Here is a 14486-nt window from a genome sequence, read left to right as displayed (position 1 = left end):
ATTTCCTCGGCCATGTCCCCTGAATCCTCGTTGTCGTCGTGGTTATCCGCCTTATCGGGAGGTGACGCGGGGGCGGTCAAGGCCTATTGCCTATAGTCAGATGAACGCCCCTTCCCTCGACATGGCTGCCGCAGAGGCCCTGTTCGCCTTCTGGCGCGACGCAGGCGTGGACGCCTGTTTCGAGGCGGAACCGGTCGACCGCACCGTCTTCGTCGCCCCCGTCGCGGCCAAGGGTCCGGCCACGATCACCCCCTTGCGCGCCCCTGGCGCCCCGCCGTCTGTCGATGAGGCGGCCGTCGAGGCGCGTCGCCTGGCCGCCGGCGCGACCACCCTGGACGAACTGGCCGAGGCCGTCGCCGCCTTCGAGGGCTGCCCCCTGCGCGCCATGGGCGCCCGGCAATCCGTCTTCGCGCGCGGCAATCCGCAAGGTTCGCTGATGATCGTCGGCGAAGGCCCCGGCGCCGAGGAAGACGTGCGCGGCCAGCCCTTCGTCGGCCAGGCGGGTCAGCTGCTGGACCGCATCCTGACGGCGGCGGGCCTGCTGGACGAGGCCTTCATCACCAACACCGTCTTTTGGAAGACGCCCGGCAACCGCACCCCGACGCCGCAGGAACAGGCGGTCTGCGCCCCCTTCCTTGAGCGCGCCCTGGCCCTGCTGAAGCCCAAAGCTGTGCTGCTGGTCGGCGCGGCGGCGGCCAAGGCCGTGCTGAAGACCGACGACGGCATCATGCGGACGCGCGGCCAGTGGCGCGAATGGCGATTGTCCGAAGACGGAATCGCCGCCCCCGTCATGGCCACCCTTCACCCCGCCTTCCTGCTGCGACAGCCGCAGGCCAAGGGTTTGGTTTGGAAAGACATTCTAGATTTGTCCGCTCGCCTGCGCGGCGAAGTGGTTGAGCCGGGCGCCTGATTCAGGCATCCTGAACTCTTGGAGACCAGTCCGCAGAGCGTCGTAGAATCCCGAATCGAGACGGGACCGACGCCGACGAAGGGGGCCGCCGCGTCATGTATTCTTTCCGCCGGACGCGTCGTGCGTCTCTGTTCGCCTTCGCGCTTTGCGCCCTTGCTGCGACCGCAGCCCAGGCTGAAGATGTCGATACCTCCCGCCCCTATGCCGCCGCTGGCGCAGATTCCGGCGCAGATTCTGGCGCAGACGCCTCGCCGTCGCCCACGGCGCTGAGCAGCGAGGACCGGCTCAGCTACACCACCGCCTTCGACGCCCTGCGGCGCGGCGACCTGGAGCTGGCCCGCAACTCGGCGCGTCAGGCCAAGGACCGCGTCCTGCTGGGTCAGGTCGAGTTCGAGCGCCTGTTCCACCCCAGCCACGTCGCCACCTATGACGAACTCGCGGCCTGGCTCGAGACCTATTCCGACCTGCCGATGGCCGAGCGGGTCTATACCCTGGCGATGCGACGCCTGCCCGACGGCGCGGCCGAGCCCAAGCGCCCCGGCGGCCTGCTGACCCGCACCTGGGCCAGCCTGACCAATCCCGGCGACGGCGGCGTCAACGATCCAGCCAAGGCCGCGCGCGTGGCCCTGAACAACGACGACCTGTCCGGCGCCTACACGATGGGCCAGCAGATCGGCGACTGGTGGACGGCGGGTCTGGCCGCGTGGCGCATGGAGCAGCACGCCGACGCCTTCCAGGCCTTTGAGCACGTCGCCCAGGATCCGACCGAGGATCCGTGGGTGCGCTCGGGCGGCGCCTTCTGGGCGGCGCGGGCGGCGGGCCAGTCGGGCCGACAGGACCGCGTGAACGAATACCTGCGTCAGGCCGCGCGCTGGCCGGCCACCTTCTACGGCCAGATCGCCCTGCGTCAGCTGGGCGAGGAGCCGGTGATCGAGAACCAGGGGCCCCGCCCCTATGAGGCGACGCTGCAACGCGCCTCATTCACGCCCGAGCCGATCGGCGTGGATGCGCGCGCGCTCAACGCCTTCATCCGCTCGGACGAGGACGCCCGCCGCACCGTCGCCCTGTACGAGGTCGGCCGCCGCAACGACGCCGAACTGGCCGCCCGCAACGGCCTGCGCGCCGCCAGCGGCGACAGCGCCGCGCGCCAGATGTGGGTCGGCCTGTATCGCCTGGTCGCGCCCGGCCGCGCCGCCCAGTCCGAGGCCAGCCGCATCGACGCCGTCCGCTATCCGATGCCGGACCTGCAGCCCATGGGCGGCTTCACCATCGAGAAGGCCCTCGTCTACGCCATCGCGCGCAAGGAGACGGACTTCAACGCCAACGCCCGTTCCGGCGCCGGCGCCTATGGACTGATGCAGGTCATGCCGACCACGGCCGCGCACATGACCGGCGACCAGGGCTATGTCCGCACGCCCCAGCGCCTGCTGGACCCGGCGGTGAACATGAAGCTGGGCCAGGACTATGTGAACCGCCTGTTCCAGATCGAGTCCTTCCAGGGCGACCTACTGAAGGCGGTGGCCTCCTACAACGCCGGGCCGGGGCCGATGCTGGCGGCGATCCGCAAGCTGGGCGCCGACGCCGATCCCCTGCTGCTCATCGAGACCATCGACGTGCCTCAGGCGCGCGAATACGTCGAGAAGGTCGTCGCCGCCTACTGGATCTATCAGCGCATGATGGGCGGGCCGGTGAAGACGCTGGACGCCGTGGCATCGGGCGCGCGCGCCGTGCCGATCCGCCTGGATTACGTCGCGCCGCCCCCCGCCCCCTTGCAGGTGGCAGAGGCCGTGCTGGGCGGCGGCTCGCGCTGAAGCGCGATTAAGACGCCTCAGACCATCAAGGTCAGAAGCGACGTCCACACCAGGGCCATGACCACCGCCGCCAGGGCGTAGGCTCTGGCCGTGCGGCCCCAGTCGGTGTTCCTGCTGATCGTACGCATGGCTCCGCCCCTCCGAGAACAAGCTGGACTATAGGGACGCTCTCTTAAACCCGCGTTCTCAGGATCGGTTAATCAACGTTAGATGACAGCGCCGCCGCCTCCCACTCGCGGAAGTGCGGCTGGGCCAGAAGCGCGGCGACATAGGCGGCGGCCGTCCCGTCGTCGCCGTGGGCCGACAGGTCGATCTGATAGTGGCGCACCCGCGCCGCCACGGGGGTGAAGAAGGCGTCGGCGATCGACCAGTCGCCGAACAGCCACGGCCCGCCTGCGCCGAAGCGGCCGCGCATCTGCGTCCACAGTTCGGCCAGCCGCGCCAGCTCTCGGTCCAGCCCCGGATCGGACGGCGCCGGGCTGCGCGCCTCGCCCGCGATCGGATGATCCGGCCCCATGCCGCACAGGTCGCGCAGGGCGTGGAAGCCGGAGTGCATCTCGGCCGTCGCCGAACGGGCCAGGGCGCGCGCGATCGGATCGACCGGCCATAGATGCGCCTCGGGATAGCGTTCGGCCGCCCATTCGCTGATGGACAGGGTGTCCCAGATCGTCTCGCCCTCGACCTTCAGCAGCGGCACGAAGCCCGAGGGCGACAGGCGCCGCAGTTCAGCCTTTTCAGCCTCGGAGCGATACCAGACCTCGCGCGTGTCGAAGACGGCGCCCGCGCGCCTCAACACCAGCCACGGCCGCAAGGACCAGGTGGAGAAGAGGCGCGGTCCGACGATCAATTCCATGGCGAAGCTCCGAGGCTGTCACCGTGATTAATGGCTGGAGGCGAGCTTCAGCACAACCAGGCCGCTGACGATCAGGACGGCGCCGATGACGCGCATCGGCGTGACCGGCTCGCCCAGCACGGCGATGCCGACCACGAAGGCCCCGACGGCGCCGACGCCGGTCCAGATCACATAGGCGGTGCCCAGCGGCAGGGTCTTCATCGAGATCGACAACAGGCCGAAGCTGACGATCATGAAGCCGATGGTGCCGATCGTCGGCCAGGGCTTGGTGAAGCCCTCGGAGGCCTTCATCAGGAAGGCCCAGACGATCTCGAACAGGCCGGCGAGAAGAAGGAAGATCCAGGCCATGACTTGCTCCCTTGCATGGCGTGCCGGGTCGTCCCAGCGTCATGCCCAAGATGGGAGAGGTCGTCCTCTGATCCCGCCTATCTGGGACACGCGGGTCTCAAGTCAAGGCTTGCCGCCCTCGGGGGCTTTCGCAGACGCAATATGCCGTCAGGTGGAGGCCATTTTGCATCAGTGGGAGGGGGGAGCGGGCGGTCTCCCGCCTGCTCCCCTCGCCCATCATCAGTGCATGATCCGCAGGGTCACGCCCACCGTGCGCGGCGCCCCCAGGAAGGCGCCCAGCGTCCCCGTCTGGAACGGCGCGCCGAAGGCCACCTGGCGATAGTCCTGATCGAACAGGTTGCGGCCCCACAACTCCACGCTCCAGGCGTCATCGCGGGCTAGCGCGACGCGGCCGTCGACCAGCCAGAAGCCCGGCTGGCTCTTGGCCGGGTCCAGGTCCGAGCCGGTGTTGTATTCCGACGAATATTTGGCCGCCAGCGTCACCCGCCCGGTCAGCCCCGCCGCCACCGGCCGCTCATAGGTTCCAGCCAGAGACCCGCTCCACAACGGCGCGAAATTCATCCGCCTGCCCGCCAGCAGCGGCAGGCCCGGCACGGCGTCGTCGCCGTATTCCGTCTGGGCGTAGGTCAGGCCGCCCTGTAGCGACAGACCCTCGAACGGCAGGAACATGAAGTCCGCCTCGACGCCCTTGGCCCGCACCTCGGGGATGGAGCGGACCAGGAAGGTCGTGCCCAGGAAGGTGTTCAGCTGGAAGTTGTCATAGGTCTGGCGGAAGGCGGCGGCCGAGACCAGCAGGCGCCGGTCCAGCATCACGCTCTTGATCCCCGCCTCGAAGGCGTCGGCGCTCTCGGCCGGGAAGGCGCGCGAGGCGTCGGGGACCAGATTGGTCTGCCCGCGGTCCAGGTTGAAGCCGCCGTTCTTACGCCCTCGCGACCAGGAGGCGTAGAGACGCGTTCCTTCGGTCGCCTTGAACTCGGCGCGGGCCATGCCGGTCCAGGCCTCGTCCTTGACCGTCTCGGACTGGCTCAGGCCGTTGAAGGCCGGGTTCGACCACGGCAGGCACAGGATGGCGTTGCTGACGCCGTTGGCCAGCGCCGCCGCGCAGGCCCGGCCGCCGTCGGTGTTGTGATAGGCGGCCGTCATCTCCTTCTTCTCATGGGTGCGGCGCAGGCCCCCGGTCAGGGTCAGGCGGTCGGTCACGGCGTAAGACACCTGACCGAACAGGGCGGCGCTGCGAGCGGTCTGCCAGTAGCGATCCAACTGGCCCTCGCCCTCGACGAAGCTCTGGCCGACGGGAAGCCCCGTGATGCTCGACACGAAGGCCGGATCGCCCAGCGGGTTCGACGCCGAACGCGACAGCAGGCGGCTGACATAGCCTTCGTAATCGGCGCCGTAGAACAGACTGTCGCGACGGGTCAGCTTCTCATCGGCGAAGAAGGCGCCCGCCGACCAGTCCAGCTTTCCGCGCTGGCCCGACAGGCGGAACTCCTGCGTCAGGGTGCGGAAGCGGTTCGACCAGCTGCCGTCGTCCGGGCGATAGGCCAGGTCGGCCGAGGTGAAGTCCCAGTCCTGGCTGATGACGCCGCGCCAGTCGCGCACCGCCGAGGTGCTGTCCAGCCTCGCCCAGCCCAGATCGGCGCTCAGATGCAGGGCCAGGCCCTTGTCGCGGATGCGGGTGTTGGTGTCGCGGTTGGAATAGGCTGTGCGATCCCACGGCTTCGGCGTCGCCGCCACGCCGCCGTCGGGCGCAAAGGTCGCCAGCAGGGGCGCCGTGGCGCCCGTGACCAGTTGCACGCCGACGCAGCAGCGTTCGTCCCGCTCGGTCCAGTCGGCGGTCAGGCGGGCGGTCAGGTTCGGCGTGGCGCGCCACAGCAGCTGGCCGCGCACGGTGTCATAGTGTTCGGTCTGATCGTCGGTCGAGGTGCGCGGGCCCTCCCCCGTTTTCTTGGCGCCCGTCTTCACGTCATAGAGGCCGTCGCGGCGACGCGCGGCGACATACAGCCGCCCGGCCAGAACCTCGTCCACGATCGGGCCGGTCAGGGAGACCGAGCCGCCGTGCGTTCCATAGTCGCCGAAGGTCGCCTCGCCCGCCATGCGCGCGTCGAACGACGGCGCGGCGGTGACGACGTTGATGACGCCCGCCGAGGTGTTCTTGCCGAACAGGGTCGCCTGCGGGCCCTTCAGCACCTCGACGCGCTCGACCTCGCCCAGATCGCCCAGGGCGGCGCCGTTGCGGGGGCGATAGACGCCGTCGATCATGACGCCGACCGAGCTTTCGACGCCCGGATTGTCGCCCACCGTGCCGACGCCGCGGATGCGGGCGGTGGTGAAGGTCTGGTTCGAGGTCGAGGCCACGATCAGGCCCGGCGCCAGGATCTGCAGATCCTTGATGTCGCGCACGCCGACGCCGTCCAGCAGGGGCTGGCTCGCCACCGTCAGCGACAGCGGCGTCGCCGCCAGAGGCGCCTCGCGCCGCTCGGCCGTCACCACGATCTCGGACACCTGGGTCGGTCCTTCGTCAATGGCCGCCTCGGCCATGACGGGCGCGGCGAAAGCGAGCACGGACAAGGAGGCGGACGCGAGAGACGCGGCGCGAACAGCAGAAATCATGGGAGGAAAAACCGCTTTGCGGAGCGACGGCGCAAGGCTTCGTCGCGGACTGCCAGCGGATGTAACAGCCCCGTCGGCGGGGCGGAACCCCGGCCGACGATCATCAAACGATGACTTTCAGGCCCGCCCGGCCAGCGGTCCCGAAGCGCGCGGAGCGAAGCTGTGCTCCACCCGGCTGCGGTGGAAATCGACGTCGTTGCGGACCGCGCCGCCGACCCGGCAGAGCTGCTCCAGGCCCCGGCCGCCGCCGCTCTGATGCGACGTGATCAGATCCAGAAGACGCTCGGCTTCGGCCAAGGTCTCCGGCCGCTGCTCCAGAAGCCAGACCTCAAGCGCGCCCAATTCAACCGTCAGCCCTCCTTCACGAACGGAGGCCTCCAGCCGATTGTCATTCCATTGACGGAGCAGCGCGCGCGCGGCCTCCATCGTCCAGTGTCGAGCCATCTCGCCCCCCCAGGGCGTAGCGCCGGTCGGCCTCGACCTCCCAGACGCCAAAAAATAATGTGAGCACGATCAGGAACCACAGCCCCCAGATCAGCGTGAACAGCGCCCATGCCAGAGGCTCCGACGACAGGAGCGGGGCGCAGTAGGCCAGAACACCCACAAGCTGAAACGCAGACGCCAGAACGATCCACCAGCGACCCGCACGCTCTGCGATCAGCCACAGCGCCACGAAGGCCAGGCTGTCGACGAGCATCAGACCGAAGTAGAGCCCGTTCCATGTCAGATCCTCGACGGCATAGGAGGCGGCTACGGTCATCAGCATGACGGCGGCGGCCGCACGGTCGCCAGGACCGCCTCGCCACAACAGCAGGCCCAGCCCCGCGAAACCGAGGAACAGCAAAGCCAACTGAACCAAGTCCATCAACGCCTCCCGCAGGCCGGCCTATCCAGGCCGCCTAGCCGCTATTTCCCATCATTCACGCGCTCCTTCGCCTTATTTGAAGCGTCAGCGCAGGCTGTGGATCATCTCCAGGACGGGAAGCACCAAAGAGGCGGCGACCACAGCGATCAGGATCCAGGCGAAAGCCCACCCCAAGATCAGCCACAAGACCGAGCCTCCGATCTTTCGGGGCCGTCGCCAAGCTCTGAGACTCGCATATGACCGAAAGAAGGGTGTCGGCCACGGCGTTTTCCCGTCCCCGACATGTTCCGCGGAACCTGCAAGGACGCCCCTTTCTGCCGATGAGACGGGGGGCGGCGACAGTGGGATTGATCCCCCTGAGTAATGATCACTCAGGAGCCGCGCAGCCTGAATCCGGTTGGAGACGCCCAGCTTTTCATAGGCTCGGTGCAGGTGGTTCTGAACCGTCCGGGGCGAGAGGTTCAGCTGCTGCGCGATCTCCTTGTCGCCCAGACGGCTGGCGGCGAGGCGCAGGATTTCAAGCTCGCGCGGCGTCAGGCTGTCGATGGGCGAAGGGCTTTTCACAACAGTCGACTATCTACGACACGCGCCTGGCGTCCAGTCCCCCGTCCCCGGCGCGCGCCGATCGGGCCCGGGTGTCACCGCGACGCGACACAACTGGCGCGCGAGTCGGCATTTTGATTGCGTCCCTTCGGTCCGGCGTCGCATTAGGAGGATCATTCAAATGGGGGAACCGACTTCTATGTTGCTGGCGCTTCTGATGGGCGGGCTGGGGTTGATCGTCGGCAGCTTCCTGGGTCTGGTCAGCCTGCGCCTGCCGCGCGGCGAGGATATCGTGGTTAGCCGCTCGCGGTGCGACGGCTGCGGGCGCCCGCTCAAGCCTTGGCGGATGATCCCGGTGGTCAGTTGGGCGTTGTCGCGCGGCAAGTGCAGCGACTGCGGCGCCGTCATTCCCCTGCGCTATCCCCTGATCGAGTTGGCCTCCGGCGCCGTCGGCGTCTGGGCGGCTCTGTGCTTTCCCGATCCGGCCTGGGCCCTGGCTGGGGCCGTTCTGGGTTGGCAGCTTCTGCTGATCGCCGTGATAGACGCTGAGCATTTCTGGCTGCCTGACGCCCTGACCCTGCCCCTGTTTCTCAGCGGCCTGTTCGCCGCCGTGGCCCTGGATCCGGCGAACATCCAGAGCGGACTGAAGTGGTCGCTGATCGGGCCGCTGAAGACGCCCCTGATCGGGGCGGCCGCCGGTTTCGGCGGACTGTGGCTGCTGGCCTTCCTCTACAAGCGACTGCGCGGACGTGACGGTCTGGGCGGGGGCGACCCCTTCCTTCTGGGCGCGATCGGCGCCTGGGTCGGGTGGATGGGCCTGCCCAGCGTGCTGCTGTGGGCGTCGCTGACCGGCCTCAGCCTTGTGGCGGCCAAGCTCGTGCTGCGTCGCCCCGTCGCCTCCACCGACCGCCTGCCGTTCGGCGTCTTCCTGGCCGTCGGAGCCTGGCTGACCTGGCTCTACGGTCCCTTGGGCCTGGGCTTCGGCGCCTAGAGCGACAGCAGGTCCGACCAGCGCCAGCGCCCGCCGCCCAGCGCCACGCGCGGCGCGCCCGGCTGGTCGCTGAGCGTCAGCAGCACATAGCCGTTGACCGTCTCGGCCTTGCAGGCGCGCGACGAGAAACCGACCGTCACGGCGATGGCCTGACGCACCCCGGCCAGACCCTTGCCCTCTTCGCCGGGGCTTTGCAGCCAGTCGCCGTTCCACATCAGGATGGCGCGGCCCGAGGCGCCGGAGGTGCGATAGGCCTGGCCGATGGCGGCGTTGATCCGCGCGTCGTTGCGCAGGGCGTCCTGGATGCGCTTGACCATATCGCATCCCTGACCCGAGCCGCCGCCCACGCCCGAACCGGACCCGCCGCCGCTGCCGCCGCCGACGCCCCCGCCTGAGCCTTGTCCTGCGGTCAGGGCGCCGCTCAGAGCCCCCTCGCCCAGCAGGACGAAGGAGACGCTGGGCGCGGGCGCCGAGATGGGCAGAGGCTCGATCGGCGCCGGGCGCGGCGTCGGACGGCTGGGCCGCGGGGTCGGCGGCGTCGGCGCGGTGCGCCGCGCCTTCTCGGGCGTCTGGGCGGGAACGGGCGCGGGCGCGGCGGGCGCCGGTTCCGGCTTGGGCGCGGGCGCAGGCTCCGAGCCGCCCGCAGGCGCGTCCCCCGGCGCAGGTTCTGAAGGCGGCGGCGGCGGAGGAGCAGGCGGCTCGACCAGCATCACCTCGACCACCGGCGGAACCGGAGCCAGCGGCGGCCGTTCAACCGGCGCAGCAATGATCAGCGCCAGGATCAAACCGTGCGCGATCAGGCTGCCCAGGATCGGGCCGACCTTGTTCCGACGGCGACGAGGCCCCGCTTTCACCTAAAGGCTCCCCAAGCCTTGCCGTCATGGGCCTTATAGTTCTCAGCGGCCGCAAACACCAAAGCTTTCAATAGATTCTCCTCGCCCTTTGATATTCGACAATGACCATCCCAGCACGTCAGGAAAATGGCGCCAACAAGCCAGACCATAAATCGGTGCAGAACAGCAAAACGCCGATTGTTGAAATTTTTTTACAGTCAAGCTGAACCTTTTCACTTCTTCGCGCGTCTTTGCTCCGCCGTTTTGCAACCGACACCGGTGCGGCGCGTAACATCCCCCGGAGTTGGGCCGGGCACGAAGGAGACTGAATTTGATCAAATTGGCATCTAGGACCGCTGTCATCGGCGCCGTCGCCGTTCTCGGCATCGCCGTCAGCGGCTGCGCCAGCCACCGGTTCGTCCGCGACAACGTTCAAGTCGTGAATGAGCGTGTCGACGGCGTCGACGCTCACGTCACCCGGGTTGAAGGCACGGCGGGCGAAGCCCTGGCCCGCGCCAACGCCGCGCACAAACTGGCCCAAGGCAAGTTCCTGTACGAGGTCGTGCTGTCGGACGACTCGGTGAAGTTCCCGGTCAACCACACCGAGCTGTCGCCGGAAGCCGAGCAGCGTCTGGCCGAACTGGTCCAGCGCCTGCGCGCCGAGAACGCCAACGTCTATCTGGAAATCCAGGGCCACACCGACTCGACCGGCAACGACCAGATCAACGAGCGTCTGGGCCAGGAGCGCGCTGAAGCTGTGCGTCGTTTCCTGAGCGATCAGGGCATCGCCTTGAACCGCATGGCGACCATCTCCTACGGCGCCTCTAAGCCGGTGGCTCCCAACAACACCCGTGAAGGCCGCGCCCAGAACCGCCGCGTCGCCATCATGGTGCTGGCCTAACGGCCGAAGGCTTTCGTTCCGGCCTCATGCCCCGGCCGGAACGAAAAACGGCGGCGCCCCGCAGGGGGCGCCGCCGTCGTCGTCTTCAGCTCAGAACCGACGTCAGGCCGGATCAGCGCCCACGAAAGTCATGAAGCGCGCCGGCGCGCCCTCGCCGAAGGTCATGACGTCATAACGGTCCGGCGCATAGCCGGGCGCCTCCATGCCGGGCGAGCCGGTCGGCATGCCGCCCACGCCGATGCCGCGCGCCTGGCCGGGCTTTTTCAGGAAAGCCTTCACGCCCGCCGCCGGGACGTGGCCCTCGATCACCTTGCCGTCGATCACGGCCGTATGGCAGCTCCACAGCGACTGCGGGACGCCCAGCCGCTGCTTGACCGGCGCCAGGTCGTCGGTCGCGACCACATTCACCTCTATGCCCGAGCGCCGGATGTGATCGACCCAGCCGCCGCAGCAGCCGCAGGAATCGCTCTTGTAGACGGTCATCTCGGCCGCCTCGGCGGGCCGGGCGAAGCCCTCGGCCAGGACCACGCCGCCGCCGACGACCAGCGCCCCGACAGCGATCGCCGCCAGCTTAACAGGCATCTTCATCTTCAGTTCTCCTGAACGGGATAGCCGGCCGCCGCCAGGGCGTCGGCCAGGGATTGCGAGGACGCCGTCGTCTCGACCTCGACCCGGCGCGCCGGAATATCGGCCGTGATCTTGGCCGCCGGATCGACGGACAGGACGGCCTTCTCGACCGAGGCGACGCAACCGCCGCAGCGGATTTTCGGGATGTTGAGCGAGATCATGACGATGCTCCTTTTCTGGATACGCGACGGTTCATTGGACCCCTTGCCGTCATAGGAAGGTCAAGCAGTCGCACCAGCCGCGTCCTGCGACGTATCGCCCGCCAGGTCGGACAGGATCGGGCAGTCCGGCCGTTCGTCCCCGGCGCAGCAATTAGCCAGATGACGCAGGGTGTCGGCCATCTCGCGCATATCGAGGATGCGCGCGTCCAGATCGACCAGGTGTTTCTGCGCCATCGCCTTGACCTCGCGGCTGGGCCGCGAGTTATCGCGCCATAGCGACAGCAGGCGGCTGATCTCCTCGATCGAGAAGCCCAGCCCACGCGCCCGTCGGATGAAGCGCAGGTCGTTCAGGTCGCGCTCGCTGAAATCACGATAGTTGCCGTCGGTCCGATCCGCCGGGCGGATCAGCCCTTGCGCCTCATAGTAGCGGATCATCTTGGCCGTGACCCCGGTCGCCTGTGCAGCCTTGCCGATGTTCATCACGCGGCTCCCTTCACGCTGTTCGAACCGATATGGGGCTTGAAGGCTCGCAGGCGCAAAGCGTTCAGGACCACGCTGACGCTGGACAGGGCCATGGCCCCCGCCGCCAGCATGGGCGACAGCATCAGGCCGAAGACCGGATAGAGCACCCCCGCCGCCACTGGGATCAGCAGCACGTTGTAGCCGAAGGCCCAGGCCAGGTTCTGGCGGATGTTGTTCATCGTCGCCCGCGACAGGCCGATGGCGCTGACCGCGCCGCGCAGGTCGCCGCCGGTCAGGACCACGTCCGCGCTCTCGATCGCCACGTCCGAACCGCCGCCGACCGCCAGACCCACGTCCGCCGCCGCCAGAGCCGGGGCGTCGTTCACCCCGTCGCCGACGAAGGCGACCTTGCGCCCGCCCGCCTTCAGCGCCTCGATCACCGCCACCTTGCCGTCCGGCATGACCTCGGCGTGGACTTCGTCGATGCCCAGACGACGCGCCACGGCGGCGGCGGTGCGGCGGTTGTCGCCGCTGATGACCGCCACCTTCAGCCCCAGCTCGTGCAGGGCGGCGATGGCCTCGGCCGTCGTCGCCTTGACCGGGTCGGCCACGGCGATGATGGCGGCCAGTCGACCGTCCACGGCGGCGTAGAGCGGCGTCTTGCCCTCATCGCCCAGACGGGCCGCCGCCTCGGCGAACACGGCCACGTCGCAGCCCAGCTCGGCCATGTAACGGTCGGCGCCGACGGCGACGCGCGCGCCCTCGACCAGACCCGTCACCCCCTTGCCGGGGATAGAGGCGAAGTCCTCCGGCTCGACCACCGTCACGCCGCGCGCCTCGGCGGCGGCGACCAGGGCGCGGGCCACCGGATGCTCGGAGCGGATCTCCAGCGCCGCCACCTGGGCCAGCACCGTCGTCTCGTCAAAGCCCTCGGCCGTGACCAGATCGGTCAGCGTCGGCTTGCCTTCGGTCAGGGTGCCGGTCTTGTCGAAGGCGACGACGTCCACGCCCTGCAGAGCCTGAAGCGCCTCGCCCTTGCGGAACAGCACGCCCAGCTCGGCCGCACGCCCCACGCCCACCATGATGGAGGTCGGCGTCGCCAGACCCATGGCGCACGGGCAGGCGATGATCAGCACGGCCACGGTCGCGACCAGGGCCATGCCCAGCGCCGGGTCCGGCCCGAACAGGAACCACACGGCGAAGGTCAGGGCCGCGATGCCCATGACCGCGGGCACGAACCAGCCCGTCACCTTGTCCACCAGCGCCTGGATCGGCAGCTTGGCCCCTTGAGCGGCCTCGACCATCTTGACGATCTGGGCCAGCACGGTCTGCGAGCCGACCTGACGCGCCTCGAAGCGGAAGGCGCCCGTGGTGTTCAGCGTGCCGCCCGTGACGTCGGCGCCGGCGGTCTTCTCGACCGGGATCGGCTCGCCCGTCAGCATGGATTCATCGACGAAGGAGGCGCCGTCCGTGACCACGCCGTCGACGGGCACCCGCTCGCCAGGGCGCACCACGACCACGTCGCCGACCTTGACCGCATCGACGGCCACGTCCTGCTCGACGCCGTCGCGCACCACGCGCGCGGTCTTGGCTTGCAGCGACATCAGGCGACGGATCGCCTGACCGGTTCGGCCTTTGGCCCGCGCCTCGATCCAGCGCCCGACCAGGATCAGGGTGACGATCACCGCCGCCGCCTCGAAATAGATGTTGGCCGTGCCTTCAGGCAGCCACTGCGGCGCGAAGGTCGCCACGGTCGAGAAGGCCCAGGCCGCCGTCGCGCCCAGCACCACGAGGGAGTTCATGTCCGGCGCCCAGCGCAGCAGGGCGGGCACGCCCTTGCGATAGAAGATGATCCCCGGCACGAACAGCACGAAGGTCGCCAGCACGAAGCTGATCACCTTCCAGTTGAAGGCGCCGATCGTCTCGTTGACCCAGTGATGCATCCCCGGCACGAAGTGCGAGCCCATCTCCAGCACGAACAGCGGCAGGGTCGCCGCGCCCGCGATCAGCACCGCGCGGCCCAGCTTCTTGATCTCGGCGTCGCGGGCGGCCTGTTCGCGATCGCCGGCGTCCGGCCCGGCGTCCTCGGGCGCCTCCAGCACATAGCCGGCCTGTTCGACGGCGGCGGCCAGATCCTGGAACGTCGTCGCTCCCGACAGGAAGCGCACCGTCGCTCGCTCGGTCGCCAGATTGACGCTGGCCGACAGCACGCCCGGCACGGCGGCAAGCGCCTTTTCGACGCGGCCCACGCAGGAGGCGCAGGTCATCTCCCGCACGGGATAGACGACCTCTTCCTCCATCGGCTCATAGCCGGCGCTCTTGATGGCGGCGGCGACGGCGGCGGCGGAACCCTCGCTCGACAAAGCGACGTGAGCGCGCTCGGCGGCCAGATTGACCTGGGCCTCCGTCACGCCCGGCACGGCGCGGATGGCCTTTTCGACGCGCCCCACGCAGCTGGCGCAGGTCATGCCCAGCACGGGCAGATCCAGTGTTCTCAAGCCTTCGGCGGCCATGACGTCGTCCTCGCAGATCCTTGACGACGACACCTGTAAACCTTCCCATCAAGGGAAG

The 14486-nt window shown here is 68.8% G+C and carries 14 protein-coding genes and 1 pseudogene; 4 read left to right on the top strand and 11 right to left on the bottom strand.

Annotated elements, in window-relative coordinates; translation table 11 throughout:
* The first annotated feature begins 100 nt into the window (after window positions 1–100).
* Both FGL25_RS03185 and FGL25_RS03180 read left to right on the top strand, forming a co-directional pair.
* Window positions 101–910, top strand: a complete 810-nt coding sequence (locus FGL25_RS03185) for a uracil-DNA glycosylase (RefSeq protein WP_138140929.1) — start codon at window positions 101–103, stop codon at window positions 908–910.
* Window positions 911–1005: 95 nt separating this feature from the next.
* The gene (locus tag FGL25_RS03180; protein WP_138140928.1) at window positions 1006–2721 is read left to right on the top strand and encodes a lytic transglycosylase domain-containing protein; all 1716 of its coding nucleotides are present in this window, start codon (window positions 1006–1008) and stop codon (window positions 2719–2721) included.
* A gap of 196 nt (window positions 2722–2917) precedes the next feature.
* Here the strand turns inward: FGL25_RS03180 and FGL25_RS03175 are convergent, their stop codons facing one another.
* The 6 genes and pseudogenes from FGL25_RS03175 to FGL25_RS17890 all read right to left on the bottom strand — a co-directional run.
* Window positions 2918–3574: a glutathione S-transferase gene (locus FGL25_RS03175; protein ID WP_138140927.1), complete on the bottom strand. Its 657-nt coding sequence runs from the start codon at window positions 3572–3574 to the stop codon at window positions 2918–2920.
* A gap of 27 nt (window positions 3575–3601) precedes the next feature.
* Window positions 3602–3922 carry a DMT family transporter gene (locus FGL25_RS03170; protein WP_138140926.1) on the bottom strand — a complete coding sequence of 107 codons (321 nt, stop codon included), beginning with the start codon at window positions 3920–3922 and terminating at the stop codon, window positions 3602–3604.
* A gap of 219 nt (window positions 3923–4141) precedes the next feature.
* A complete protein-coding gene (locus FGL25_RS03165; protein WP_252970240.1) occupies window positions 4142–6484 on the bottom strand; it encodes a TonB-dependent receptor in 2343 nt (780 codons plus the stop codon).
* A 165-nt stretch (window positions 6485–6649) separates the two neighbouring features.
* Window positions 6650–6874, bottom strand: a complete 225-nt coding sequence (locus tag FGL25_RS03160) for a hypothetical protein (protein WP_223850897.1) — start codon at window positions 6872–6874, stop codon at window positions 6650–6652.
* 46 nt (window positions 6875–6920) lie between these two features.
* Window positions 6921–7397: a hypothetical protein gene (locus FGL25_RS03155; RefSeq protein ID WP_046652069.1), complete on the bottom strand. Its 477-nt coding sequence runs from the start codon at window positions 7395–7397 to the stop codon at window positions 6921–6923.
* 387 nt (window positions 7398–7784) lie between these two features.
* A pseudogene (locus tag FGL25_RS17890) lies at window positions 7785–7961 on the bottom strand (response regulator transcription factor); the annotation flags it as partial.
* A gap of 178 nt (window positions 7962–8139) precedes the next feature.
* Between FGL25_RS17890 and FGL25_RS03145 the strand changes: the two are divergent.
* Window positions 8140–8931, top strand: a complete 792-nt coding sequence (locus FGL25_RS03145; RefSeq protein WP_167493280.1) for a prepilin peptidase — start codon at window positions 8140–8142, stop codon at window positions 8929–8931.
* On the opposite strand, the gene FGL25_RS03140 is transcribed toward FGL25_RS03145, so the two are convergent.
* Window positions 8928–9785 (bottom strand): hypothetical protein, encoded by an 858-nt coding sequence (locus tag FGL25_RS03140; protein WP_252970272.1) that lies wholly within the window; start codon window positions 9783–9785, stop codon window positions 8928–8930. The two genes, FGL25_RS03145 and FGL25_RS03140, sit on opposite strands and share 4 nt — an antisense overlap.
* Window positions 9786–10104: 319 nt before the next feature.
* On the opposite strand from FGL25_RS03140, the gene FGL25_RS03135 reads away from it, so the two are divergent.
* Window positions 10105–10665 carry an OmpA family protein gene (locus FGL25_RS03135; RefSeq protein ID WP_081461950.1) on the top strand — a complete coding sequence of 187 codons (561 nt, stop codon included), beginning with the start codon at window positions 10105–10107 and terminating at the stop codon, window positions 10663–10665.
* A gap of 102 nt (window positions 10666–10767) precedes the next feature.
* Here the strand turns inward: FGL25_RS03135 and FGL25_RS03130 are convergent, their stop codons facing one another.
* The 4 genes from FGL25_RS03130 to FGL25_RS03115 are packed head-to-tail and all read right to left on the bottom strand — an operon-like array spanning window position 10768 to window position 14428.
* Window positions 10768–11253, bottom strand: coding sequence for a DUF411 domain-containing protein (locus tag FGL25_RS03130; protein WP_138140923.1), 486 nt, complete (start codon window positions 11251–11253; stop codon window positions 10768–10770).
* Between the two features lie 2 nt (window positions 11254–11255).
* Window positions 11256–11453, bottom strand: a complete 198-nt coding sequence (locus tag FGL25_RS03125) for a heavy-metal-associated domain-containing protein (protein WP_138140922.1) — start codon at window positions 11451–11453, stop codon at window positions 11256–11258.
* Between the two features lie 60 nt (window positions 11454–11513).
* Entirely contained in the window at window positions 11514–11933 is a 420-nt protein-coding gene (gene cueR / locus FGL25_RS03120) for a Cu(I)-responsive transcriptional regulator (protein WP_138140921.1), read from the bottom strand.
* Window positions 11933–14428: a heavy metal translocating P-type ATPase gene (locus FGL25_RS03115; RefSeq protein WP_138140920.1), complete on the bottom strand. Its 2496-nt coding sequence runs from the start codon at window positions 14426–14428 to the stop codon at window positions 11933–11935. Before FGL25_RS03115 ends, cueR begins: the two co-directional genes overlap by 1 nt.
* Window positions 14429–14486 lie beyond the last annotated feature (58 nt).

Source organism: Brevundimonas vancanneytii (assembly GCF_901421975.1).
Taxonomy (GTDB): domain Bacteria; phylum Pseudomonadota; class Alphaproteobacteria; order Caulobacterales; family Caulobacteraceae; genus Brevundimonas; species Brevundimonas diminuta.
Note: the sequence above shows the minus strand (reverse complement) of the source record. Positions and strands in the feature narration are given on the sequence as shown.

Excerpts from the sequence above, each read along its gene's own strand:
- FGL25_RS03185 (WP_138140929.1), top strand. The coding sequence starts at position 101 with ATGAACGCCCCTTCCCTCGACATGGCTGCCGCAGAGGCCCTGTTCGCC.
- FGL25_RS03180 (WP_138140928.1), top strand. The coding sequence starts at position 1,006 with ATGTATTCTTTCCGCCGGACGCGTCGTGCGTCTCTGTTCGCCTTCGCG.
- FGL25_RS03175 (WP_138140927.1), bottom strand. The coding sequence starts at position 3,574 with ATGGAATTGATCGTCGGACCGCGCCTCTTCTCCACCTGGTCCTTGCGG.
- FGL25_RS03170 (WP_138140926.1), bottom strand. The coding sequence starts at position 3,922 with ATGGCCTGGATCTTCCTTCTTCTCGCCGGCCTGTTCGAGATCGTCTGG.
- FGL25_RS03155 (WP_046652069.1), bottom strand. The coding sequence starts at position 7,397 with ATGGACTTGGTTCAGTTGGCTTTGCTGTTCCTCGGTTTCGCGGGGCTG.
- FGL25_RS03145 (WP_167493280.1), top strand. The coding sequence starts at position 8,140 with ATGTTGCTGGCGCTTCTGATGGGCGGGCTGGGGTTGATCGTCGGCAGC.
- FGL25_RS03130 (WP_138140923.1), bottom strand. The coding sequence starts at position 11,253 with ATGAAGATGCCTGTTAAGCTGGCGGCGATCGCTGTCGGGGCGCTGGTC.
- FGL25_RS03125 (WP_138140922.1), bottom strand. The coding sequence starts at position 11,453 with ATGATCTCGCTCAACATCCCGAAAATCCGCTGCGGCGGTTGCGTCGCC.
- cueR (WP_138140921.1), bottom strand. The coding sequence starts at position 11,933 with ATGAACATCGGCAAGGCTGCACAGGCGACCGGGGTCACGGCCAAGATG.
- FGL25_RS03115 (WP_138140920.1), bottom strand. The coding sequence starts at position 14,428 with ATGGCCGCCGAAGGCTTGAGAACACTGGATCTGCCCGTGCTGGGCATG.